At 54.0% G+C, this 21,672-nt stretch carries 20 protein-coding genes; 12 read left to right on the plus strand and 8 right to left on the minus strand.

What is annotated here, in order from left to right; genetic code table 11:
- Positions 1 to 306 precede the first annotated feature (306 nt).
- From ACMYSO_RS13930 to ACMYSO_RS13975, 10 genes are all read left to right on the plus strand, one after another.
- The gene (locus ACMYSO_RS13930) at positions 307 to 387 is read left to right on the plus strand and encodes a hypothetical protein (RefSeq protein ID WP_434587074.1); all 81 of its coding nucleotides are present in this window, start codon (positions 307 to 309) and stop codon (positions 385 to 387) included.
- A 218-nt stretch (positions 388 to 605) separates the two neighbouring features.
- Positions 606 to 746, plus strand: coding sequence for a 50S ribosomal protein L34 (gene rpmH, locus ACMYSO_RS13935; protein WP_004871828.1), 141 nt, complete (start codon positions 606 to 608; stop codon positions 744 to 746).
- 15 nt (positions 747 to 761) lie between these two features.
- A complete protein-coding gene (gene rnpA / locus ACMYSO_RS13940; protein ID WP_049264554.1) occupies positions 762 to 1,121 on the plus strand; it encodes a ribonuclease P protein component in 360 nt (119 codons plus the stop codon).
- The gene (gene yidD / locus ACMYSO_RS13945) at positions 1,085 to 1,342 is read left to right on the plus strand and encodes a membrane protein insertion efficiency factor YidD (RefSeq protein ID WP_123756988.1); all 258 of its coding nucleotides are present in this window, start codon (positions 1,085 to 1,087) and stop codon (positions 1,340 to 1,342) included. The genes rnpA and yidD overlap by 37 nt, the downstream gene beginning before the upstream one ends.
- Before the next feature lie 2 nt (positions 1,343 to 1,344).
- Positions 1,345 to 2,991: a membrane protein insertase YidC gene (yidC, locus tag ACMYSO_RS13950; RefSeq protein ID WP_434665356.1), complete on the plus strand. Its 1,647-nt coding sequence runs from the start codon at positions 1,345 to 1,347 to the stop codon at positions 2,989 to 2,991.
- A 195-nt stretch (positions 2,992 to 3,186) separates the two neighbouring features.
- A complete protein-coding gene (gene mnmE / locus ACMYSO_RS13955; protein ID WP_434665358.1) occupies positions 3,187 to 4,551 on the plus strand; it encodes a tRNA uridine-5-carboxymethylaminomethyl(34) synthesis GTPase MnmE in 1,365 nt (454 codons plus the stop codon).
- A gap of 190 nt (positions 4,552 to 4,741) precedes the next feature.
- Positions 4,742 to 5,926, plus strand: a complete 1,185-nt coding sequence (locus ACMYSO_RS13960) for an MFS transporter (protein ID WP_434665360.1) — start codon at positions 4,742 to 4,744, stop codon at positions 5,924 to 5,926.
- Entirely contained in the window at positions 5,895 to 6,854 is a 960-nt protein-coding gene (gene yidZ, locus ACMYSO_RS13965) for an HTH-type transcriptional regulator YidZ (RefSeq protein WP_434665361.1), read from the plus strand. The genes ACMYSO_RS13960 and yidZ overlap by 32 nt, the downstream gene beginning before the upstream one ends.
- 309 nt (positions 6,855 to 7,163) lie before the next feature.
- On the plus strand, positions 7,164 to 7,748 hold the full coding sequence (locus ACMYSO_RS13970) for a 4'-phosphopantetheinyl transferase family protein (RefSeq protein WP_434670813.1): 585 nt from the start codon (positions 7,164 to 7,166) through the stop codon (positions 7,746 to 7,748).
- A 37-nt stretch (positions 7,749 to 7,785) separates the two neighbouring features.
- Positions 7,786 to 8,352, plus strand: a complete 567-nt coding sequence (locus ACMYSO_RS13975) for an NADPH-dependent FMN reductase (RefSeq protein WP_123756982.1) — start codon at positions 7,786 to 7,788, stop codon at positions 8,350 to 8,352.
- Between the two features lie 44 nt (positions 8,353 to 8,396).
- Here ACMYSO_RS13975 and adeP read toward each other — a convergent pair whose 3' ends face one another.
- Positions 8,397 to 9,734 (minus strand): adenine permease AdeP, encoded by a 1,338-nt coding sequence (gene adeP, locus ACMYSO_RS13980; protein WP_123756981.1) that lies wholly within the window; start codon positions 9,732 to 9,734, stop codon positions 8,397 to 8,399.
- A gap of 170 nt (positions 9,735 to 9,904) precedes the next feature.
- Here adeP and yieH point away from each other — a divergent pair, with 170 nt between their 5' ends.
- Positions 9,905 to 10,570, plus strand: a complete 666-nt coding sequence (gene yieH, locus ACMYSO_RS13985) for a 6-phosphogluconate phosphatase (RefSeq protein ID WP_434582384.1) — start codon at positions 9,905 to 9,907, stop codon at positions 10,568 to 10,570.
- A gap of 58 nt (positions 10,571 to 10,628) precedes the next feature.
- Here the strand turns inward: yieH and phoU are convergent, their stop codons facing one another.
- The 7 genes from phoU to glmU form a co-directional block, all read right to left on the minus strand.
- Positions 10,629 to 11,354: a phosphate signaling complex protein PhoU gene (phoU, locus tag ACMYSO_RS13990; protein WP_123756979.1), complete on the minus strand. Its 726-nt coding sequence runs from the start codon at positions 11,352 to 11,354 to the stop codon at positions 10,629 to 10,631.
- 51 nt (positions 11,355 to 11,405) lie between these two features.
- Positions 11,406 to 12,179 (minus strand): phosphate ABC transporter ATP-binding protein PstB, encoded by a 774-nt coding sequence (pstB, locus tag ACMYSO_RS13995; RefSeq protein WP_110276026.1) that lies wholly within the window; start codon positions 12,177 to 12,179, stop codon positions 11,406 to 11,408.
- Positions 12,180 to 12,224: 45 nt separating this feature from the next.
- Positions 12,225 to 13,115, minus strand: a complete 891-nt coding sequence (gene pstA, locus ACMYSO_RS14000) for a phosphate ABC transporter permease PstA (protein WP_123756977.1) — start codon at positions 13,113 to 13,115, stop codon at positions 12,225 to 12,227.
- Positions 13,115 to 14,074 carry a phosphate ABC transporter permease PstC gene (gene pstC / locus ACMYSO_RS14005; RefSeq protein ID WP_123756976.1) on the minus strand — a complete coding sequence of 320 codons (960 nt, stop codon included), beginning with the start codon at positions 14,072 to 14,074 and terminating at the stop codon, positions 13,115 to 13,117. Before pstC ends, pstA begins: the two co-directional genes overlap by 1 nt.
- Before the next feature lie 125 nt (positions 14,075 to 14,199).
- Complete coding sequence (gene pstS, locus ACMYSO_RS14010) at positions 14,200 to 15,240, minus strand: phosphate ABC transporter substrate-binding protein PstS (protein WP_434582383.1); 1,041 nt, start codon at positions 15,238 to 15,240, stop codon at positions 14,200 to 14,202.
- Positions 15,241 to 15,580: 340 nt separating this feature from the next.
- Entirely contained in the window at positions 15,581 to 17,410 is a 1,830-nt protein-coding gene (gene glmS / locus ACMYSO_RS14015) for a glutamine--fructose-6-phosphate transaminase (isomerizing) (protein ID WP_434665362.1), read from the minus strand.
- A 306-nt stretch (positions 17,411 to 17,716) separates the two neighbouring features.
- Positions 17,717 to 19,087, minus strand: coding sequence for a bifunctional UDP-N-acetylglucosamine diphosphorylase/glucosamine-1-phosphate N-acetyltransferase GlmU (gene glmU, locus ACMYSO_RS14020; RefSeq protein ID WP_434665364.1), 1,371 nt, complete (start codon positions 19,085 to 19,087; stop codon positions 17,717 to 17,719).
- 345 nt (positions 19,088 to 19,432) lie between these two features.
- Between glmU and ACMYSO_RS14025 the strand changes: the two genes are divergently transcribed.
- On the plus strand, positions 19,433 to 21,604 hold the full coding sequence (locus ACMYSO_RS14025) for a right-handed parallel beta-helix repeat-containing protein (RefSeq protein ID WP_434665365.1): 2,172 nt from the start codon (positions 19,433 to 19,435) through the stop codon (positions 21,602 to 21,604).
- The last annotated feature ends 68 nt before the right edge of the window (positions 21,605 to 21,672 follow it).

Below are 21,672 nucleotides of genomic sequence, written 5' to 3' on the forward strand. Positions count from 1 at the left end.
ACATAAAATCGATATAAAGAAAAAAAGAAACAATCGTGATTGTTGGCACACGTCGACAAGACCCTGCATTGGCCGAAAAGCCCCTGCACAAAAGGGGTGACGCGCGAACCGCTATCTGCGGTATTTATCCGATGCGGATCGGTAGATCGCGATCAGGACCGGGGATCATAGCCTAAACTGAGAAAGAGATCTTCTGTTTCTCAACAGATTCTTCCCGATTTATCCACAGGAAGGATCAAAGCCGGGTAAGTGTAATCGATCCAGCGCAGAGTGGGGGACGATTTCAGCCACATATCGGAAAATTTAATGAGCTATGTCGGTTTTGGGTCTAAACGATCTAACAAAGATCCTTTACGATCCTTGCGCTTTACCCGTCAGGCCGTATAATCCTCCACCCGGCGCGTAATGCCCGTTTTCCGTCGACTGTCGCAGGTCATTTTTTGTGCAACGAAGTACGAGAAATAAGGAAAGAGAATTGACTCCGGAGTGTACAATTATTACAATCCGGCCTCTTTAATCACCATCGCTGAGGCGTAAGTCGTTCGAAGTTCGTTCGGGTATACGCAAAAGTCAGTGAAATTATTCAAGTTTAGGTAGAAACCGCCATGAAACGCACTTTTCAACCGTCTGTACTGAAGCGCAACCGTTCTCACGGCTTCCGTGCACGTATGGCTACTAAAAATGGTCGTCAGGTTCTGGCACGTCGTCGTGCTAAAAGCCGTGCTCGTCTGACCGTTTCCAAGTAATAAAGCTAACCCTGCGTGGTTAAGCTCGCATTTCCCAGGGAGTTACGTTTGTTAACTCCCAGTCATTTCACTTTCGTCTTCCAGCAGCCACAACGGGCTGGCACGCCGCAAATCACCATCCTCGGCCGCCTGAATTCGCTGGGGCATCCCCGCATCGGTCTTACCGTCGCCAAGAAAAACGTCAAGCGCGCGCATGAACGCAATCGGATTAAACGTCTGACGCGTGAAAGCTTTCGTTTGCGTCAACATGAACTCCCGCCTATGGATTTCGTGGTGGTGGCAAAAAAAGGGGTTGCTGACCTCGATAACCGTGCTCTCTCGGAAGCGTTGGAAAAATTATGGCGCCGCCATTGTCGCCTGGCTCCAGGGTCCTGATAGGCCTTATCCGGGTCTATCAGCGCCTGATTAGTCCGCTACTCGGGCCGCATTGTCGTTTCACGCCTACCTGTTCTCAGTACGGAATTGAGGCCTTGCGCAGGTTTGGAATGATAAAAGGCAGTTGGTTGACAGTGAAACGCGTATTAAAATGCCACCCTTTACACCCTGGTGGTGACGACCCCGTCCCGCCTGGACCATTTGATACCAGAGAACACTAACGATGGATTCGCAACGCAATCTTCTTATCATCGCTTTGTTGTTCGTGTCTTTCATGATCTGGCAAGCCTGGGAGCAGGATAACAATCCTCAAGCCCAGCAGCAGACCACGCAGACTACGACCACAGCAGCGGGTAGCGCCGCAGACCAGGGCGTACCGGCCAGTGGCCAAGGGAAACTGATTACGGTTAAAACTGACGTGCTGGAGCTGACTATCAACACCCGTGGTGGTGATATTGAGCAGGCACTGCTTCCGACTTACCCGAAAGCACTGAAGTCAGACGAACCGTTCCAGTTACTGGAAACCACGCCACAGTTTATCTATCAGGCACAGAGCGGCTTAACCGGTCGTGACGGCCCGGATAACCCGGCTAACGGCCCACGTCCGCTGTATAACGTCGATAAAGATGCGTTTGTACTGGCCGAAGGCCAGAACGAAATCGTCATTCCGCTGACCTATACCGATAAAGCTGGCAACGTATTCACCAAAACCTTCACCCTGAAACGTGGTGATTATGCGGTGAACGTGAGCTATAACGTGCAGAACACCGGTGAAAAACCGCTGGAAGTTTCGACGTTCGGTCAGCTGAAACAAACGGCAGCGCTGCCGACCAGCCGTGATACGCAAACCGGTGGCCTGTCTACCATGCACACTTTCCGTGGCGCTGCGTATTCCACTTCTGAGTCGAAGTACGAAAAGTATAAATTCGATACCATCGTCGATAACGAGAACCTGAACACCAACACCAAAAACGGTTGGGTTGCGATGCTGCAGCAGTACTTTACGACAGCATGGGTTCCGGAAAACAACGGTACGAATAACTTCTACACCTCGAACCTTGGCAACGGTGTTGTCGCTATCGGCTATAAATCTCAGCCGGTACTGGTTCAGCCAGGACAGACCGACAAGCTGCAAAGCGTACTGTGGGTTGGCCCGGCAATTCAGGACAAAATGGCTGCCGTTGCGCCGCACCTGGATCTGACCGTTGACTACGGCTGGTTGTGGTTCATCTCTCAGCCGCTGTTCAAGCTGCTGAAATGGATCCATAGCTTCCTGGGCAACTGGGGCTTCTCGATCATCGTTATTACCTTTATCGTTCGTGGCATCATGTACCCGCTGACCAAAGCGCAGTACACCTCCATGGCGAAGATGCGTATGCTGCAGCCGAAAATTCAGGCAATGCGTGAGCGTCTTGGTGACGATAAACAGCGCCAAAGTCAGGAAATGATGGCGCTGTATAAAGCCGAGAAGGTTAACCCGCTGGGTGGCTGTTTCCCGCTGATTATCCAGATGCCAATCTTCCTTGCGCTGTACTACATGCTGAGCGCCTCGGTTGAACTGCGTCATGCGCCGTTTATCCTGTGGATCCACGACCTGTCTGCACAAGACCCGTACTACATCCTGCCGATCATCATGGGCGCCACGATGTTCTTCATTCAGAAGATGTCGCCGACCACCGTGACCGACCCGATGCAGCAGAAGATCATGACCTTTATGCCGGTCATCTTCACGGTGTTCTTCCTGTGGTTCCCGTCTGGTCTGGTGGTTTACTATATCGTCAGCAACCTGGTCACCATCATTCAGCAGCAGCTGATTTATCGTGGTCTGGAAAAACGTGGGCTGCATAGCCGCGAGAAGAAAAAGAGCTGAGACTCTTCATTCTTCAAGCCGCTGATACGTTGGCTTCGTTAGTTCGCCCCAGGAGCTTACTTCAGTAAGCTCCTGGGGCCTCGCTAACTTGCCGCCTTCCCGCAGCTTGAATTATTTTGAGTATCTACGGTAGTAGTTAATGCCAGAGAAGGCGGTCAATAGACCGCCTTTTTTACATTTACATAGAGAGTCATCATGAGCCATAACGACACGATCGTCGCCCAGGCAACCCCACCGGGACGCGGTGGTGTGGGCATTCTGCGAATCTCTGGCCTGAGGGCACGCGACGTGGCACAGGCGGTGCTGGGCAAGCTCCCCAAACCGCGCTATGCCGATTATCTGCCTTTTAAAGATGCCGACGGTACGCCGCTGGATCAGGGGATTGCACTGTGGTTCCCTGGCCCGAACTCCTTTACCGGTGAAGATGTGCTGGAGCTCCAGGGCCACGGTGGCCCGGTCATTCTCGACCTGCTGCTCAAACGCATTCTGACCCTGCCTGGTTTACGCATTGCCAACCCCGGTGAGTTCTCCGAGCGCGCGTTTTTGAACGACAAGCTCGATTTAGCCCAGGCCGAAGCAATTGCTGACCTGATTGACGCCAGCTCCGAGCAGGCGGCACGTTCCGCGCTGAACTCCCTGCAGGGCGCATTCTCCACGCGCGTAAACCATCTTGTGGAAGCACTCACTCACCTGCGCATCTACGTGGAAGCGGCCATCGACTTCCCGGATGAGGAGATAGACTTCCTCTCCGACGGGAAAATTGAAGCCCAGCTCAACGGCGTGATCGCCGACCTCGATGCCGTTCGCGCCGAAGCGCGCCAGGGTAGCCTGCTGCGTGAAGGGATGAAAGTGGTCATTGCCGGTCGCCCGAACGCCGGGAAATCGAGCCTGCTGAACGCGCTGGCCGGGCGTGAAGCAGCGATTGTCACCGACATCGCTGGAACCACCCGCGACGTCCTGCGAGAGCATATCCATATTGACGGTATGCCGCTGCATATCATCGATACTGCTGGCCTGCGTGATGCCAGCGATGAAGTTGAGCGCATCGGTATTGAACGCGCCTGGCAGGAGATCGAGCAGGCCGACCGGGTGCTGTTTATGGTCGATGGCACCACCACCAGCGCCGTCGATCCGGCAGAAATCTGGCCGGACTTTATCGAACGCTTACCGGCGAAACTGCCGATTACGGTGGTACGCAACAAAGCCGACGTCACCGGTGAAACGCTGGGCCTCAGTGAAGTGAATGGCCACTCACTGATCCGCCTGTCGGCACGCACCGGCGAGGGCGTGGATGTTCTGCGCAATCATCTTAAGCAGAGCATGGGCTTTGAAACCAATATGGAAGGTGGTTTCCTTGCCCGTCGTCGCCACCTGCAGGCGCTATCCGACGCTGCCAACCATCTGCAACAGGGTAAAGCCCAGCTGCTTGGCGCGTGGGCCGGTGAGCTGCTGGCGGAAGAGCTGCGCCTCGCCCAGCAGGCGTTAAGCGAAATCACCGGCGAATTTACCTCCGATGATCTGCTGGGACGGATTTTCTCCAGCTTCTGTATCGGTAAATAAGCGCAGTAAGTGAGTCTTGACTAACCCGTGTTAACACATTGTTAACACGGGTTTTTTCGTTTTAGCGCCCTCTCACCCTGCGATCTGTAGGAGGGTTTTTCCTCTCAGGAAATCATTGTTGTCCAAATGGCAACTCGTGCTGCCATGCAATAGCCATTACTCTGTACCCCACTATTTTCCCGGGGGTCTTATGGCACGCTTTCTGATCTGTAGTTTTGCGCTGGTTTTGCTCTATCCATCCGGCATCGATATGTATCTGGTGGGGCTGCCGCGTATTGCGCAGGATCTCGGTGCCAGCGAAGCGCAGCTACATATCGCGTTCTCGGTCTATCTGGCCGGTATGGCTGCCGCGATGCTGTTTGCCGGCAGAATTGCCGATAGGTCCGGGCGTAAGCCGGTCGCGCTGTTTGGCTCTGCGGTGTTTATTCTCGCATCCGTGCTCTGCGCACATGCGCATACCAGCGACCTCTTTCTGGTTGGGCGCTTTATGCAGGGCATCGGTGCCGGAAGCTGCTACGTGGTCGCTTTCGCCGTCCTGCGCGATACCCTCGACGATCGCCGTCGCGCGAAAGTCCTGTCGCTGTTGAATGGTATCACCTGCATTATCCCGGTTCTGGCGCCGGTACTGGGCCACCTGATTATGCTGAAATACCCATGGCAAAGCCTGTTCTATACCATGACCGGCATGGGTGTAATGGTCGGCCTGCTCTCGGTCTTTCTCCTGCGGGAAACGCGACCGGTAGCGCACTCGCTGGCTACTGCCGGGCAGGATACGGTTGCTGAGTCACTGTTGAACCGCTTTTTCCTCAGCCGTATCGCTATTACCACTCTTAGCGTCACAGCGATCCTGACCTACGTGAATGTTTCACCGGTGTTGATGATGGAAGAGATGGGGTTCGATCGTGGACAATATTCAATGGCGATGGCCTTAATGGCGCTGGTGAGCATGATGGTGTCGTTCTCCACCCCCTTCGCCCTCACGATATTTAAACCGCGCACCCTGATGCTGACCTCGCAGGTGATGTTCCTGCTTGCCGGTGTCTTGCTCAGCCTCGCCACCAGCCAGACCGTCACCCTGCTGGGCCTGGCGCTGATTTGCGCCGGCTTCTCGGTGGGGTTCGGCGTGGCCATGAGCCAGGCGCTGGGGCCATTTACCCTGCGGGCAGGCGTGGCCAGCTCCGTACTGGGGATTGCTCAGGTCTGCGGTTCGTCGTTGTGGATTTGGCTGGCGGCGATTGTGGGGCTTAGTGCGATGAATATGCTGATCGGGATACTCATTGGTTGTAGCATAGTGAGCCTTGTACTGATTCTGGCCACCTCCCCAGCACGGGTCGCGCAACACTATGAAGAAGCCCCTGTCGAGTCTCGATCTTAATTTATTACTCTGCCTGCAGCTTCTGACGCAGGAGCATAGCGTGACCCGTACGGCGAAACGGATGAACGTTTCGCCGTCGGCGGTGAGCAAATCGTTAGCCAAGCTGCGCGCGTGGTTTGACGATCCCTTGTTTGTCAAAACCCCGCTCGGCCTGTCACCGACGCCATTGATGTCCAGCATGGAGCAGGATCTGGCGGACTGGATGCAGATCGGTCACCAAATCCTCGATAAACCTCATCACGCTACGCCAAGCGGCCTGAAGTTCGAACTGGCGGCGGAGTCACCGCTGCTGATGATACTGTTTAATACCCTGTCGCAGCAGATCTATCAGCGCTATCCCCAGGCGCTGATCCGCCTGCGTAACTGGGATTACGACTCGCTGGACGCGATTATTCGCGGCGAGGTCGACATCGGCTTTTGCGGGCGGGAAACGCATCCGCGTTCACGGGAGCAGTTAAGCCAGCTGCCGTGGTATATCGATTTTGACGTCCTGTTTACCGACCTGCCTCAGGTCTGGCTACGTGAAGATCACCCGGCCCTCTCCGAGGAGTGGAATCTGGAGACCTTTTTACGCTACCCGCATATCAATATCAGCTGGGAACAGAGCGATACCTGGGCGCTGGATGACATTCTGCACGATATGGGGCACAAACGGACCGTCGCGTTAACCTTGCCGGGCTTTGAACAGTCGCTGTTTATGGCGGCCCAGCCACATCACACCATGCTGGCCACCGCGCCGCGCTATTGCCATCACTATAACAGCCAGCACCACCTCCCGCTGGTGTCGCGTCCGCTGCCGCTGGAACCTCAGCTCCTGGAAAAAACGCGCGTGCCGTTCACCCTGCTGTGGCATAAACGTAATAGCAGTAACCCGAAGATCGTCTGGCTCAGAGAGACCCTCAAACAACTCTATCAAGGCCCGTTATAAGCCGATTTTGTTGCTCCTCCTCTCCTGCCTGCGCAAGAAATTGTAAAGTTCGCATAAATACCCTTTTCAAGGGGGGAATTCCGCATTAAAACCTATCAATACCAGGTGATAATAGACCTCAGAATTTTCCAATGACCATTAATCACGGAGCGACGAATGGCAACGCATTTTGCAAGAGGGATACTCAGCACCAGGGAGCCGCTATCGACACGACTGTCAGCGGCCTGCTACCAATCCGCCCAGCGCCTGCCCGAGTATCGGCAGAGTCGCTACCGCGCATCACGTTCACTGCTCGCCGAGCTGCTGTTTATGCTGTATGGCATTAGCGAGCTGCCCGATATCACCAATGACGATAACGGTCGGCCGGTCTTTTCCGATCCCAACCTACCGCGCTTTTCCATCTCTTATGCCGGGAATATTGTTGGCGTCGCGCTGACCACCGAAGGCGACTGCGGGCTGGATATGGAACTCCAGAACGCCTCGCGCGGGATCCATCCGCTGCACGACCCGAACCGCTATGTCTTCAACAGCAATGAGAATTTGTGGATTAACATCCAGCACGATCCCGATGAAGCGCGCGCCCAGCTGGTAGCTCTGCGTCGGAGCGTGCTGAAGCTGACCGGTGAAGACCCGGTGCGCCTGCAGCTGCTGCCCGGCGCGGGTCGTCTGCGAACCACCAACATGCAGCCTGTAGAGGCTCTCTGTGACGCAGAAACGGTGCTGGTGTGGTCCATTGCCGCCACCCCCGCCATCGGCCAGCTCAAAGTCTGGGAATATCATCATCAGGAAGGCTGGCGTAATCTGCCGGACGCCCAGATGCGGGCAAAAGAGTCCGCCGCCCGGCTGATGCGTTTTACCAGCCTCCCCGTAGAAAAAGCACTCTCCCTCAACTGACCGGTCAGTCCGGCCATCATGATGCAAAGGAGCAATCATGTCTGATACGTTGAAAGTTGTTACGTTACTCGGAAGTCTGCGCAAAGGGTCTTTTAATGGCATGGTCGCCCGTACCCTGCCTGGGATCGCGCCGGCGAACATGGCGATCTCCGCACTGCCATCCATTGGCGACATTCCGCTATATGACGCGGATTTTCAGCAGGAAGAGGGATTCCCGCAAAGCGTGCAGGATATTGCACAGCAGATTCGTGAAGCCGACGGCGTTGTTATTGTGACACCGGAGTATAACTACTCGGTGCCGGGCGGCCTGAAGAATGCGATTGACTGGCTGTCCCGTCTGCCTGAGCAGCCGCTATCTGGTAAACCGGTGCTGATTCAAACCAGCTCGATGGGAGCTATCGGTGGCGCGCGTTGCCAGTATCACCTGCGCCAGATTCTGGTGTTCCTCGACGCGATGGTGATGAACAAACCGGAGTTTATGGGCGGCGTGATTCAGAACAAAGTGGACCCGCAGTCGGGCGAGGTGGTCGATCAGAGCACGCTCGATCATCTGAGCGGACAGCTGAGCGCCTTTGGTGAGTATATTCAGCGTGTGAAAGCGTAAGTAAATCACCCTCTCCCTGCGGGGAGAGGGTGTTGTGCGCCACATTAATGGGCGTCGATAAACACAATTTTCAGCACAAACAGCAGTGACACAATAATCACGCATGGGCTGAGATCGCGCAGGCGACCGGTACCAATCTTCATCACGCAGTAAGAGATAAAACCTAACGCAATCCCTTCGGTAATCGAGAAGCTAAACGGCATCATCACCGCGGTAATAAACGCCGGTACCGCTTCCGTCAGATCGTCCCACTTCACGCGCGCCAGGCTGGATGTCATCAGCACACCCACGTAAATCAGCGCCCCCGCAGCCGCATAAGCCGGCACCATTCCCGCCAGCGGTGACAGGAAAATCACCAGCAGGAACAGGAGCCCGACAACCACTGCCGTCAGGCCGGTACGCCCGCCCACAGAGACGCCGGAGGAGGATTCGATATAGGCCGTCACCGAAGAGGTACCGATAAAGGAACCTGCCACCGATGAGATACTGTCGACAAACAGCGCCTGCTTCATACGCGGGAACTTACCTTTCTCATCGGCAAGACCGGCTTTATCGGTCACGCCGATCAGGGTACCGGAAGAGTCGAACAGGTTAACCAGCATGAAGGAGAAGATGATGCCTGCCAGGCCGAGGTTAAACGAACCGGCTAAATCCACATGACCAATCACCGAAGTGATGCTCGGCGGCGCGGACACAATCCCGGTGTAGTGCACATCACCCAGCATCCAGCCTAACAGCGTCGTGACGACGATAGAGACCAGTACTGCCGCATGAATATTACGGGAGGCCAGGATGGCAATAATAAAGAAGCCGAGGATCCCCAGCAGCACGCTGTGAGAGGTCAGGTTGCCGATACTAACCAGCGTATCTTTGTTGGCGACAATCACGCCGGCATTTTTCAGCCCCATCATGCCGATAAACAGACCGATACCGCTGGTGATCCCCACACGCAGACTGACCGGAATATTGGCAATCATCCAGTAACGGACGCGGAAAATGGTCAGCAGCAGCAGGCCTACGGCGCCCCAGAAGATAGCCCCCATCCCCACCTGCCACGGCAGACCCATGGCCTGTACCACGACAAAGGCAAAGAATGCGTTCAGACCCATTGCTGGCGCCAGCGCAACCGGCAGGTTAGCAAACAGCCCCATCAGAATACTACCGAAGGCGGCGATCAGACAGGTTGTCACAAACACGGCGCTGGTATCCATACCCGCCACGCCAAGAATTTGTGGGTTAACAAAAACAATGTAGACCATTGTCAAAAAGGTGGTGAAACCTGCTATCGCTTCGGTACGTGCCGTCGTGCCGTGTTCACGTAGTTTGAACACGCGCTCCAGCAGACCCTGGCCAGAAGACTGGCTGGTTTGTTGTTGACTCATTATCGGTTTCCGAACTTAAGGAGGGAAAATTCGTCGCTATCCTATACCAAAATGCGACACCAGGTGCAGTTGTATGGTAACTTTTTTTCATTGAATTTGCTTATACGGCAACGATTGCGTGGCACCAATACGCATTACGAAAACGTTAAACTTGTTTAAATGGAAACGGCATGTCCCAAATAGAAGCTCTGTTTTTCGACTGTGACGGCACGCTGGTCGACAGCGAGGTGATCTGTTCCCGCGCCTATGTTCACATGTTCCACACGTTCGGCATTACGCTGGATCTGGAAGAAATATTCAAACGTTTCAAGGGGGTAAAACTCTACGAAATCATCGATACCATCAACGAAGAATACGGCGTCAACCTACAAAAACCGGAGCTTGAACCGATTTATCGGGCAGAAGTTGCGCGTCTGTTTGACTCAGAGCTGCAGGCCATTGCCGGGGCGGAAACGCTGCTGGATGCGGTTAGCGTGCCGATGTGCGTCGTCTCTAACGGCCCGGTCAGCAAAATGCAGCACTCGCTCGGGAGAACCGGCATGCTGCATCATTTCCCTGAACAGCTGTACAGCGGCTACGATATCCAGCGCTGGAAACCAGACCCGGCACTGATGTTTCACGCGGCAAAAGCGATGAACGTTAACGTTGAGAACTGCATTCTGGTGGATGATTCCAGCGCGGGCGCGCAGTCAGGAATCGATGCTGGCATGGAGGTCTTTTACTTCTGCGCCGATCCGCACAACAAACCGATCGACCATCCAAAAGTGACGACCTTTACCGATCTGGCACAGTTGCCAGCGCTGTGGAAAGCACGAGGGTGGGAGGTCACGCGGTAAGAGCCTGCTCGGCCGGGCTACGCTGCTCTGTAGCCCGGCACGCGCGGTATCGCCGGGATTACTCTTTCGGGTCTTTACCCGCCAGCAGTTTGTCCAGCTCGTCGCCGCCAACGTGGCGGAAGTCCTGACCCTTCACGAAATAGAAAATGTACTCGCAAATGTTCTGGCAACGGTCGCCGATACGCTCGATTGAACGGGCGCAGAACAGGGCAGTCAGCACGCTGGGGATGGTGCGTGAATCTTCCATCATGTAGGTCATCAGCTGACGCACGATGCCCTCATATTCCTGATCGACTTTCTTATCTTCGCGATAAATACGGACCGCTTCGTCCAGATCCATACGCGCGAAGGCGTCCAGCACATCATGCAGCATCTGCACGGTGTGGCGTCCCAGCGACTCCAGGCTGACCAGCAGCGGCTGGTGCTGTTGAGAAAACTTCTCCAGCGCAGTGCGGCAGATTTTATCCGCGACATCGCCGATACGTTCCAGCTCGGCGATGGTTTTGATGATCGCCATCACCAGACGCAGGTCGCTGGCGGTTGGCTGGCGTTTCGCGATGATGCGCACGCAGGCTTCATCGATCGCAACTTCCATCATGTTGACCTGCTTATCGCCGTCAATGACCCGTTTTGCCAGCTCGCTATCCTGATTGTGCATCGCAGTGATGGCATCAGAAAGCTGCTGTTCCACCAGCCCACCCATGGTCAACACCTGGGTGCGGATATACTCCAGTTCAGCATTGAACTGGCCGGAAATATGTTTATTAAGGTTTAGGTTGTCCATGGTGTCTCCTGAATGCCCAACTGGTTAGAGCCTGTGAAAGCAGTAGGGCAATCAACCGTAGCGGCCAGTAATATAATCTTCAGTTTGCTTCTTCGCGGGCTTGGTAAACAGATCGTCCGTGTTACTGAATTCAATCAGCTCGCCAAGATACATAAATGCCGTATGGTCTGAACAACGCGCAGCCTGCTGCATGTTGTGGGTAACGATAACGACGGTGTAATCCTGTTTCAGCTCGGTGATCAGCTCTTCAATGCGCCCGGTGGAGATCGGGTCCAGCGCTGAACACGGCTCGTCAAGCAGCAACACTTCCGGGCGGATCGCGATACCACGAGCGATACACAGACGCTGCTGCTGACCACCAGAGAGCGAATAGCCGCTCTGGTGCAGTTTATCTTTGGTTTCGTTCCATAACGCGGCCTTGGTCAACGCCCACTGCACGCGCTCGTCCATATCCGCACGTGACAGCTTTTCAAACAGGCGTACACCGAAAGCGATATTGTCATAAATCGACATTGGGAACGGCGTCGGCTTCTGGAAAACCATACCCACTTTCGCCCGCAGCAGCGCAATATCCTGAGTATTAGTCAGAATATTGTCGCCATCCAGCAGAATCTCACCTTCGGCGCGCTGCTCCGGATACAGCTCAAACATTTTGTTAAAGGTACGCAGCAGCGTTGATTTACCACAGCCTGACGGACCGATAAACGCCGTAACCTGGTTTTTGGTGATATCCAGGTTAATGTTTTTCAGGGCATGGAATTTTCCGTAGTAGAAGTTCAGGTTACGAACTGAAAGTTTACCCGGGGTCGCATTCACCATACTCATCAATATCTTCCTCATTCGGCGCCGCATTTCGCCGCGCCGCAAAAATTAACCGTGTTTATTCTTCGCGAAAATAACGCGCGCCAGAATGTTCAGCAGCAATACGCACAGGGTGATAATCAATACCCCGGCCCATGCCAGTTGCTGCCACTCCGCGAACGGACTCATGGCAAATTTGAAAATGGTCACCGGCAGGTTGGCGATCGGCTGCATCATATCGGTGCTCCAGAACTGGTTGGAGAGCGCGGTAAACAGCAGCGGTGCCGTTTCCCCAGCGATACGTGCGATAGCCAGCAAGATCCCGGTCATGATGCCGGATACCGAAGCTTTCAGAGTGATCGCGGAAATCATTTTCCACTTCGGCGTACCCAGCGCGTACGCAGCTTCGCGCAGGCTGTCCGGCACCAGTTTCAGCATGTTTTCGGTGGTACGAATAACGATCGGTACCTGCAACAGTGCCAGCGCAATCACGCCAGCCCAGCCGGAAAAGTGCTGCATCTGCGCAACCACGATGGTGTAGACAAACAGCCCCACCACGATGGACGGTGCGGAAAGCAGAATGTCGTTAATAAAACGAATCACTTCTGCCAGAACCGACTTACGACCATATTCCGCCAGATAAATCCCCGCCATGATGCCCAGCGGCGTTCCGAAAATCGTCGACCACAGGATCAGCAGGCCGCTGCCCGCCAGGGCGTTTGCCAGACCACCGCCTGCGGTGTTCGGCGGCGGCGTCATTTCGGTAAACAGCGCCAGGCTCATGCCATCAAAACCACGGGTGATGGTGGCCATCAGGATCCAGATAAGCCAGAACAGGCCGAAGGCCATGGTGCCCATGGAAAGCGTCAGGGCGATGCGGTTTTTCAACCGACGTTTGGCCTGCATCTTACGACGGGATTCCGCCAGCTCTGCGGTAGTTTGCAATTCGATCGTCGCCATTAACGAGCTCCCTCATTCTTCGCCAGACGCATCACCATGAACTTCGATGCGGCCAGAACAATAAAGGTAATCACGAACAGGATCAGCCCCAGCTCCATCAGCGCTGCCACGTGCAGGCCGCTTTCAGCTTCGGCAAACTCATTCGCCAGTGCGGAGGTAATACTGTTGCCCGGCATATACAGCGACGCGCTATCCAGCTGGTAGGTGTTGCCGATAATAAAGGTTACCGCCATGGTTTCCCCCAACGCACGCCCCAGACCCAGCATCACCCCACCAATTACCCCATTCTTGGTAAAAGGCAGCACGATTCGCCAGATAACTTCCCAGGTGGTGCAGCCGATACCATAGGCCGACTCTTTCATCATGACCGGCGTCTGTTCGAACACATCACGCATCACCGCCGCAATGTACGGGATGATCATGATGGCGAGGATCACGCCAGCGGCCAGAATACCGATACCAAACGCCGGACCAGCAAACAGTGCGCCGACAAACGGGATCGTCGACAGTACGTTACCCACCGGCTCCTGGAAGTACTTGGCAAACAGCGGGGCAAAGATAAACAGGCCCCACATGCCATAAACAATACTCGGGATAGCCGCCAGCAGTTCAATCGCGATACCAAGAGGACGCTTCAGCCAGGCAGGAGAAAGTTCGGTCAGGAACAGTGCGATACCAAAACTCACCGGAACGGCAATCAGTAACGCAATAAACGAGGTCACCAGCGTCCCGTAGATGGGCACCAGCGCACCGAAGATTTCGTTTGGCGCATCCCACTCTTTGGTCCACAAAAAGGAAAAACCAAACTTCTGAATGCTTGGCCAGGAAGAAATAATGAGGGAAACGATGATGCCGCCCAGCATCAATAGCACAATCAGCGCCGCCAGTTTTACCAGCACGCTGAAAATTATGTCACCCTTTTTCCCCGGAGGGTTAAATGCCGGCTTGGTTGCAGCCATAAGTTACTCTTTCTGTTTGGGCCTGGAAGCGCGCATTTTAGCGTGCCTCCAGGCTAACGTAATGCTATACCCTAAATAATTCGAGTTGCAGCCAACGCAGATGCGGCTCGAAGTATGACGGGTATTTAGTACAGCGCTTTACCGCTGCTGTCTTTCACGTTGGTTTTCCATGCAGCACGAACCTGCTCAACCACGCTTTCCGGCAGCGTTGCGTAATCCAGGGCGTTAGCTTCTTTACCGCCGTTTTTGTACGCCCAGTCGAAGAACTTCAGCACTTCTGCCGTCTGCTCCGGTTTGGTCGTCGCTTTGTGAACCAGGATAAAGGTCGTTGAAGTGATCGGCCATGCATTTTCACCTTTCTGGTTGGTCAGATCCTGTGCGAAGGATTTGCTCCAGTCGATGCCTTTTGCGGCATTAGCAAAGTTATCTTCGGTCGGGCTAACCGGCTTACCATCTGCGGAGAGCAGCTTGGTATAAGCCAGGTTGTTCTGCTTAGCGTAAGCGTATTCTACGTAGCCAATGGAGCCTGGCAGACGCTGTACGAACGCAGCGATACCGTCGTTGCCTTTACCGCCCAGACCGGTCGGCCAGTTAACGGTAGAGCCAGCGCCAATCTTAGATTTCCACTCTTCGTTCACTTTTGACAGGTAGCTGGTGAACACGAAGGAAGTACCGGAACCGTCAGCGCGACGCACCACAGCAATGTTCTGCGAAGGCAGTTTCATGCCCGGGTTGAGTTTAGCGATCGCTTCATCATCCCACTTCTTAATTTTGCCAAGGTAGATATCACCCAGCGTTTTACCGTCCAGTACCAGCTCGCCAGACTTCACGCCAGGCAGGTTAATCGCCAGCACCACACCGCCGATCACGGTCGGGAACTGGAACAGGCCTTCCTGCGCCAGCTTGTCATCAGACAGAGGAGCATCAGAAGCACCGAAATCAACGGTGTTAGCAATAATCTGTTTTACACCACCGGAAGAACCGATCCCCTGGTAGTTCACTTTATTGCTGGTTTCTTTCTGATAGGTATCAGCCCATTTGGCATACACCGGTGCAGGGAAAGTTGCGCCCGCGCCAGTCAGACTTGCTGCTGCAAAAGCAGAGAAAGCGCTCATCGATAAGGTCGCGGCGACAACTGTTGCGACGGTGGTACGCATAACGTTCATAATGTCTCCTGCTGGGTTCGTAAATTGTTGTTTCAAGGCTATGGTGAGCAAAATAGGACAAAGAGGTGACAGTAAAATGTACGAATTATTACAGTTTTATGACACCCAAAAAGACAGCGATCGCGTAAAAATAAAAACAATATAAATCATAATGTTAATTTCTTTCATGACCGAAACATTGCAGGAAAATTTTCTTTTTATGACACGTAAGATCGTAGTCGAAGATGACGCTTTGTCATAAACCAGCGCCCGGGAATTTTGTTTGGGGGCGATGAATAAAGTGGTAAAAATGACAAAAAAAGGCCGCCATTTGGCGGCCCTTGTCACGACAGGTGTTGTTTTATTCTACGGTAACCGATTTCGCCAGGTTACGCGGCTGGTCAACGTCGGTGCCTTTAATCAGCGCGACGTGGTACGCCAGCAGCTGCAGCGGCACGGTGTAGAAGATCGGCGCAATCACCTCTTCCACATGCGGCATTTCGATAATGTGCATGTTGTCGCTGCTGGTGAATCCAGCCTCGCCGTCGGCGAAGACGTACAGCTGACCTCCACGGGCGCGAACTTCCTCAATGTTGGATTTCAGTTTTTCCAGCAGTTCGTTGTTCGGTGCCACGACGATCACCGGCATTTCAGCGTCAATCAGCGCCAGAGGCCCGTGTTTCAGCTCGCCCGCCGCATAGGCTTCCGCATGAATGTAAGAGATCTCTTTCAGCTTCAACGCCCCTTCCAGAGCGATCGGGTACTGATCGCCACGGCCAAGGAACAGCGCATGGTGCTTATCAGAGAAGCTCTCAGCCAGCGCTTCGATACGCTTATCCTGAGACAGCATCTGCTCAATACGGTTTGGCAGAGCCTGCAAACCATGCACGATATCGTGCTCAATCGCCACATCCTGACCTTTAAGGCGCGCCAGTTTTGCCACCAGCAGCAGCAGCACGGTCAGTTGAGTGGTGAAAGCCTTGGTCGAAGCAACGCCAATCTCGGTGCCCGCTTTGGTCATTAACGACAAATCGGACTCACGCACCAGCGAAGAGCCGGCAACGTTACAAATCGCCAGCGAACCGAGGTAACCCAGCTCTTTTGACAAACGCAGTGCAGCCAGGGTATCCGCCGTCTCACCGGACTGAGAGAGGGTGATCATCAGGCTGTTGCGGCGCACCGCTGATTTGCGATAGCGGAATTCAGAGGCGATTTCGACATCACAAGGGACGCCCGCCAGCGCTTCAAACCAGTAGCGAGAAACCATACCGGAGTTGTACGAGGTCCCGCAGGCGACGATCTGGATATGCTCAACCTGAGACAGCATCTCGTTGGCATTGGCTCCCAGTTCGCTGAGATCCACCTCACCATGGCTGATACGCCCGGAGAGCGTGTTTTTAATCGCGTTTGGCTGCTCGTAAATCTCTTTCTGCATGTAGTGGCGGTAAATACCTTTATCACCAGCGTCGTACTGCAGGTTGGATTCGATATCCGGGCGTTTCACTTCCGCACCAGATTTATCGAAGATAACAACGGAGCGGCGCGTGACTTCAGCGATATCACCCTCTTCGAGGAAGATAAAGCGGCGAGTCACCGGCAGCAGCGCCAGCTGATCGGAAGCGATGAAGTTTTCCCCCATCCCCAGACCGATAACCAGCGGACTACCAGAACGGGCGGCCAGCAAGGTGCTCGGATCGCGGGTATCCATAATCACCGTGCCATAAGCACCGCGCAGCTGAGGGATGGTGCGCAGCACGGCTTCGCGCAGGGTACCGCCTTGTTCCAGCTCCCAATGCACCAGGTGAGCAATCACTTCGGTGTCGGTCTCTGAGACAAAGACATAGCCACGGGACTGCAGCAGTTCTCGCAGCGGTTCGTGGTTTTCGATGATGCCGTTATGGACCACCACAATGTGTTCAGAAACATGCGGATGCGCGTTACCTTCTGACGGTTCGCCATGCGTCGCCCAGCGGGTATGGGCAATCCCTGTACCGCCGTGTAACGGCTGCTCTTCGACCGCCTGAGCCAGCATCTGGACTTTACCAAGGCGACGAACGCGGGACATATGTCCTTCGTTATCGACAACTGCCAGACCGGCAGAGTCGTAGCCACGGTATTCCAGACGACGTAAACCTTCGAGAAGGATTTCAGCAATATCACGCTGCGCGACTGCGCCAACAATTCCACACATAGTTAAATTTCCTGATAATGGCGTTATGCCATGCGTTGTCGCCGACCTGTATAACTCTCGTCTTTCACGCTGTGACTGCGTTGGCTGCACGTGCTCGCCATAGTCACTTACTCAAGTAAGCTCCCATGGACTCTCGCTTGCCGCCTTGTCACAACACGAAATTCTTTGAGTCATGCCCTTTTCGGGCGCCCCGAGCCTTGTAGAGAGTGGGGTTATTTTTATGGTACTGCCTGCGGACGGGGAACTATGTTGTTCCTCTCATCCTGATTCGCCGGACGATTTTCACAACCGGCGATAATCCAAAAATTACTTCTTCTTCACCGGACGCTGCCAGCCTTGCTTATGGACCTGCGGCACGCGGCTTAACACCAGTTCGTTATCGGCAATGTCACGCGTCACCGTGGTACCAGCGGCGATAGTCACGCCATTACCTACGGTCACTGGCGCCACCAGCTGCGTATCGGAACCGACAAACACATCGTCGCCGATGATGGTTTTAAATTTATTCGCGCCATCGTAGTTACAGGTAATGGTGCCGGCACCAATATTCACGTTATCGCCGATTTCTGCATCGCCGAGATAGGTCAGATGCCCGGCTTTCGACCCTTTACCCAGACGCGCTTTTTTCATTTCGACAAAGTTGCCGACATGCGCACCTTCCAGCAGTTCAGCACCTGGACGCAGACGCGCGAATGGTCCGATGGTGCAGGCAGCGTGTAGATGAGCGTCTTCCACCACCGAATAAGGGCTGATCTCGCAGTCATCATCAATGCGGCTGTTTTTAATGACGCAGCCGGTGCCGATTTTCACGCGTTCACCCAGAACCACGTTGCCTTCCAGAATAACGTTAGTATCAATCTCAACATCACGCCCGTGTGTCAGCGTACCGCGCAGATCAAAACGTGCCGGATCGCGCAGCATCACGCCCGCTAACAGCAATTTTTCCGCTTGTTCAGACTGGTAGACGCGTTCCAGACGGGAGAGCTGCAGGCGGTTGTTCACCCCTTCCACTTCGCTCAAACGCTGCGGATGTACGGCAACGATTTCCCGGCCTTCCTGATACGCCATAGCGATAATGTCGGTGATGTAGTATTCACCCTGCACGTTGTTATTGGTCAGCTTCGCCAGCCAGCGTTTTAAATCCGCCCCGCCGGCGATCAAAATCCCGGTATTGATTTCCTGAATTTGACGCTGTTCATCGCTGGCATCTTTGTGCTCAACAATACCGGTAACCTGGCCGTTTTCACGCGTAATGCGCCCGTAGCCGCTGGGATCGTCCAGCCTGACCGTCAGCAGACCAATACCGCCTTGCGGCTTTGCCGCACGCAGGCGCTGGAGCGTATCGACAGAGATCAGCGGCACGTCGCCATACAGCATCATGATGTCTTCATCATCACGGAAGAACGGCGCCGCCTGCTGCATCGCATGGCCGGTACCGAGCTGTTCGGCCTGCAAAACCCAGTTCAGATTGTCTTCATGCAACGTCTGACGCAGCAGATCGCCGCCGTGCCCGTACACCAGATGTACGGCTGTGGCGCCTAAATCTTTAGTAGCATCAATAACATGTTGCACCATTGGCTTCCCGGCCAGGGAGTGCAGCACCTTCGGAAGATCGGAATACATGCGGGTCCCTTTGCCTGCGGCAAGGATAACCACGCTCATCGCACTGTTTGACATACGCATCCTGACAGCTGTTAGAACGAAAAGTAAAAGCCTTTCACGTTGAAATATCTACATATTTTTCATCATGAAACGAGACGAGGAGAAAACACCCTGGCTCAACGATATACACCATTTTATGGTGCTATTTTTCACCACTGCAAATGAGTTTATCTCCGAAAAAGCATGATAAAGGAGATAAAAGTCTGCTATCCCACTGCTTTTCTTGTTTTTTGATGACTAAATAAAGCTCACCTTTAAAAATAAAACGATATTTCAATATTCACTTATTGTGACGAAGCAAATAGAAACGCCATTTCATTATCATGATAATGCTGGTCAATATTTACCCTGGAGAAAAAAATGAATAACAAAATACCTTTGGCATTAGCCCTTTGCAGCACAATTATCGCATTGCCGCTGCAGGCTGACGAGCAACATCTCTGGCGAGGCATCGCGTTTGGTCAATCGACCGACGTCAATTTTTCTTCTAACGTGCTGACAGATAAAATCGGCGTCAACGATGTGACCATCGCGGGAAAAAAGCTGACCCCGCAAGATGTTGCCGATCTCAGCGCGCCCGTCACCATTGAAAGCCGCGGCGGGAAAATAGCCAACTCGCACGATGGCCTGACCTTCTTTTATACCGAGCTACCGTCACGTGAGAACTTTGTCCTGCAGGCAACGGTGAAGGTCGATCAGTTTGGCCCGGAAAACGGCGCCCTGCCAGCGGCGCAGGAAGGGGCCGGTCTGCTGGTGCGTGATGTCATCGGCAATCCGCGCCAACAGCCTTTAATAGTTGGTTATGAAGAGTTTCCGGCAGCGTCCAATATGGTCATGAACGCCATCATGACGCAGGATAAAAAGGACCACGAGCGCGTGAAGCTGCAGGCTATAGCCCGTGACGGAATTACCCAACCCTGGGGAAACGCAGGGTCTTCTATCAATAAGCTGAGTTATAAAGAAAATATTGATGTGAAGCAGACGCCTGAATTCCAGCTCCGGCTGGAACGTACCAACGAGGGGTTTATCACATCCTGGGCGCCGGTCGGCAGCGATGCCTGGGTCAGCCAAAACGTGCCGCATGCCGATCTGGTCACCCGGCAGGATAAAGACAACTACTATGTCGGCTTTTTTGCATCACGTAACGCGAAGATAACCATCAGTAACGCCTCCCTGGTGACTTCTCCCGCCCGGACGGTAGTCTCTAAACCGTATGTCGCCAAAGCCTGGCCGGTGGTCATGCAAATCGCGTCAGGGACCACCAGCCAACGAGCCGATTATGTGCTGCAGGTCCGGGCAAATTACGATGGTGACTTTACCGTCCGCCAGGATGAAGTCACCATCGGGCAAAACAAAAAGGTCAAAGCGGGCCAGATGCTGACCCAGCTTGCGACACTCAAAGACAAGAGTACCTTTGAGATTGATTTTACCCCCACCAACGGCCAAAAACCCGTGACGCAACGTGTGACGGTTGAACATAGCTCACGTATTTCAGACAACACGCTGTACGCCGCACCTCAGGGGCAGGCTGATGCTAAAGGGACGGCAGACTCTCCGCTCGATCTCTCCAGCGCAGTGGAACTGCTGCCGCCGGGAGGTAAGGTCGTGTTAGCCGCCGGAGACTACCCGCAAACGGTCATTCCGCTGCAGGCCAGTGGACTGAAAGATAGCCGTAAAACGCTGCAGGCCGACGGTAAAGCCGTTATTCACGGTCTGTTACTGGATGCAAGTTACTGGGATATCAACGGGATCTCGGTCACCGATAAAAGCCTGCGCATTCAGGGGAGCCATAATCTGATCGAAAACGTCACCGCCTACAAAAACGATGATACCGGGATCCAGATATCCTCTCCGGATAAGATCGGTCGCCCACTGTGGGCCAGCTATAACCGGGTCGTAAACTCTGAGTCCTTCAATAATGCCGATCCAGGTAAGATTAACGCCGATGGCTTTGCGGTAAAAATGCGGGTCGGGGAAGGGAACCGACTGGAAGGGTGCTACTCTCACGACAATATCGACGATGGCTTCGACCTGTTCAACAAGATTGAAGACGGCGCCAATGGCGTTGTGGTGATCGAGAATTCAATTGCGCAGAACAATACCAGCAACGGGTTCAAGCTCGGTGGAGAAGGGCAGCCGGTGGCACACGAAGTGCGCAACAGCATTGCAATTGGCAACCATCTGGACGGGTTTACCGATAATTTCAACCCCGGCAAGCTGGTGGTGGTCAATAACGTGGCGGTGGATAACCAGCGCTTTAACTATATTTTCCGCCCGAGTCCTTATGGTAAGCCCGAAACTCAGGGCCACTTCAGCGACAACCTGTCGCTGCGTAGCCAGCCGGGAAAATATGATGATGCCGTCGTCGGCAACATCGACGCAAACAACTACTTCATTCGTGACGGTAAAAGCGTAGACGCTGAAGGTAAAACCATTCAGAGCGCCGATTATGAAACCCTGGCGCTGCCGGATCCGTTACAGCGCCGCGATGACGGAAGCTTTGCTACCGGGGACTTCCTCAGTCGTAACTAGCCTGTTGCGTTTCTGGAAGACAAAAAACACAAAGGTCGCCATCAGGCGACCTTTTTTCTTTTCTGCTT

This window comes from Klebsiella sp. B345 (assembly GCF_051131735.1).
Classification (GTDB): domain Bacteria; phylum Pseudomonadota; class Gammaproteobacteria; order Enterobacterales; family Enterobacteriaceae; genus Klebsiella.

Coding starts and splice junctions, on each gene's coding strand:
- ACMYSO_RS14025 (WP_434665365.1), top strand. CDS start 19,433: ATGAATAACAAAATACCTTTGGCATTAGCCCTTTGCAGCACAATTATC.
- yidZ (WP_434665361.1), top strand. CDS start 5,895: ATGAAGAAGCCCCTGTCGAGTCTCGATCTTAATTTATTACTCTGCCTG.
- phoU (WP_123756979.1), bottom strand. CDS start 11,354: ATGGACAACCTAAACCTTAATAAACATATTTCCGGCCAGTTCAATGCT.
- glmS (WP_434665362.1), bottom strand. CDS start 17,410: ATGTGTGGAATTGTTGGCGCAGTCGCGCAGCGTGATATTGCTGAAATC.
- pstA (WP_123756977.1), bottom strand. CDS start 13,115: ATGGCGACGATCGAATTGCAAACTACCGCAGAGCTGGCGGAATCCCGT.
- yieH (WP_434582384.1), top strand. CDS start 9,905: ATGTCCCAAATAGAAGCTCTGTTTTTCGACTGTGACGGCACGCTGGTC.
- ACMYSO_RS13975 (WP_123756982.1), top strand. CDS start 7,786: ATGTCTGATACGTTGAAAGTTGTTACGTTACTCGGAAGTCTGCGCAAA.
- pstC (WP_123756976.1), bottom strand. CDS start 14,074: ATGGCTGCAACCAAGCCGGCATTTAACCCTCCGGGGAAAAAGGGTGAC.
- rpmH (WP_004871828.1), top strand. CDS start 606: ATGAAACGCACTTTTCAACCGTCTGTACTGAAGCGCAACCGTTCTCAC.
- yidD (WP_123756988.1), top strand. CDS start 1,085: ATGGCGCCGCCATTGTCGCCTGGCTCCAGGGTCCTGATAGGCCTTATC.
- pstB (WP_110276026.1), bottom strand. CDS start 12,179: ATGAGTATGGTGAATGCGACCCCGGGTAAACTTTCAGTTCGTAACCTG.
- pstS (WP_434582383.1), bottom strand. CDS start 15,240: ATGAACGTTATGCGTACCACCGTCGCAACAGTTGTCGCCGCGACCTTA.
- ACMYSO_RS13960 (WP_434665360.1), top strand. CDS start 4,742: ATGGCACGCTTTCTGATCTGTAGTTTTGCGCTGGTTTTGCTCTATCCA.
- ACMYSO_RS13970 (WP_434670813.1), top strand. CDS start 7,164: ATGCTGTATGGCATTAGCGAGCTGCCCGATATCACCAATGACGATAAC.
- mnmE (WP_434665358.1), top strand. CDS start 3,187: ATGAGCCATAACGACACGATCGTCGCCCAGGCAACCCCACCGGGACGC.
- yidC (WP_434665356.1), top strand. CDS start 1,345: ATGGATTCGCAACGCAATCTTCTTATCATCGCTTTGTTGTTCGTGTCT.
- adeP (WP_123756981.1), bottom strand. CDS start 9,734: ATGAGTCAACAACAAACCAGCCAGTCTTCTGGCCAGGGTCTGCTGGAG.
- glmU (WP_434665364.1), bottom strand. CDS start 19,087: ATGTCAAACAGTGCGATGAGCGTGGTTATCCTTGCCGCAGGCAAAGGG.
- ACMYSO_RS13930 (WP_434587074.1), top strand. CDS start 307: ATGAGCTATGTCGGTTTTGGGTCTAAACGATCTAACAAAGATCCTTTA.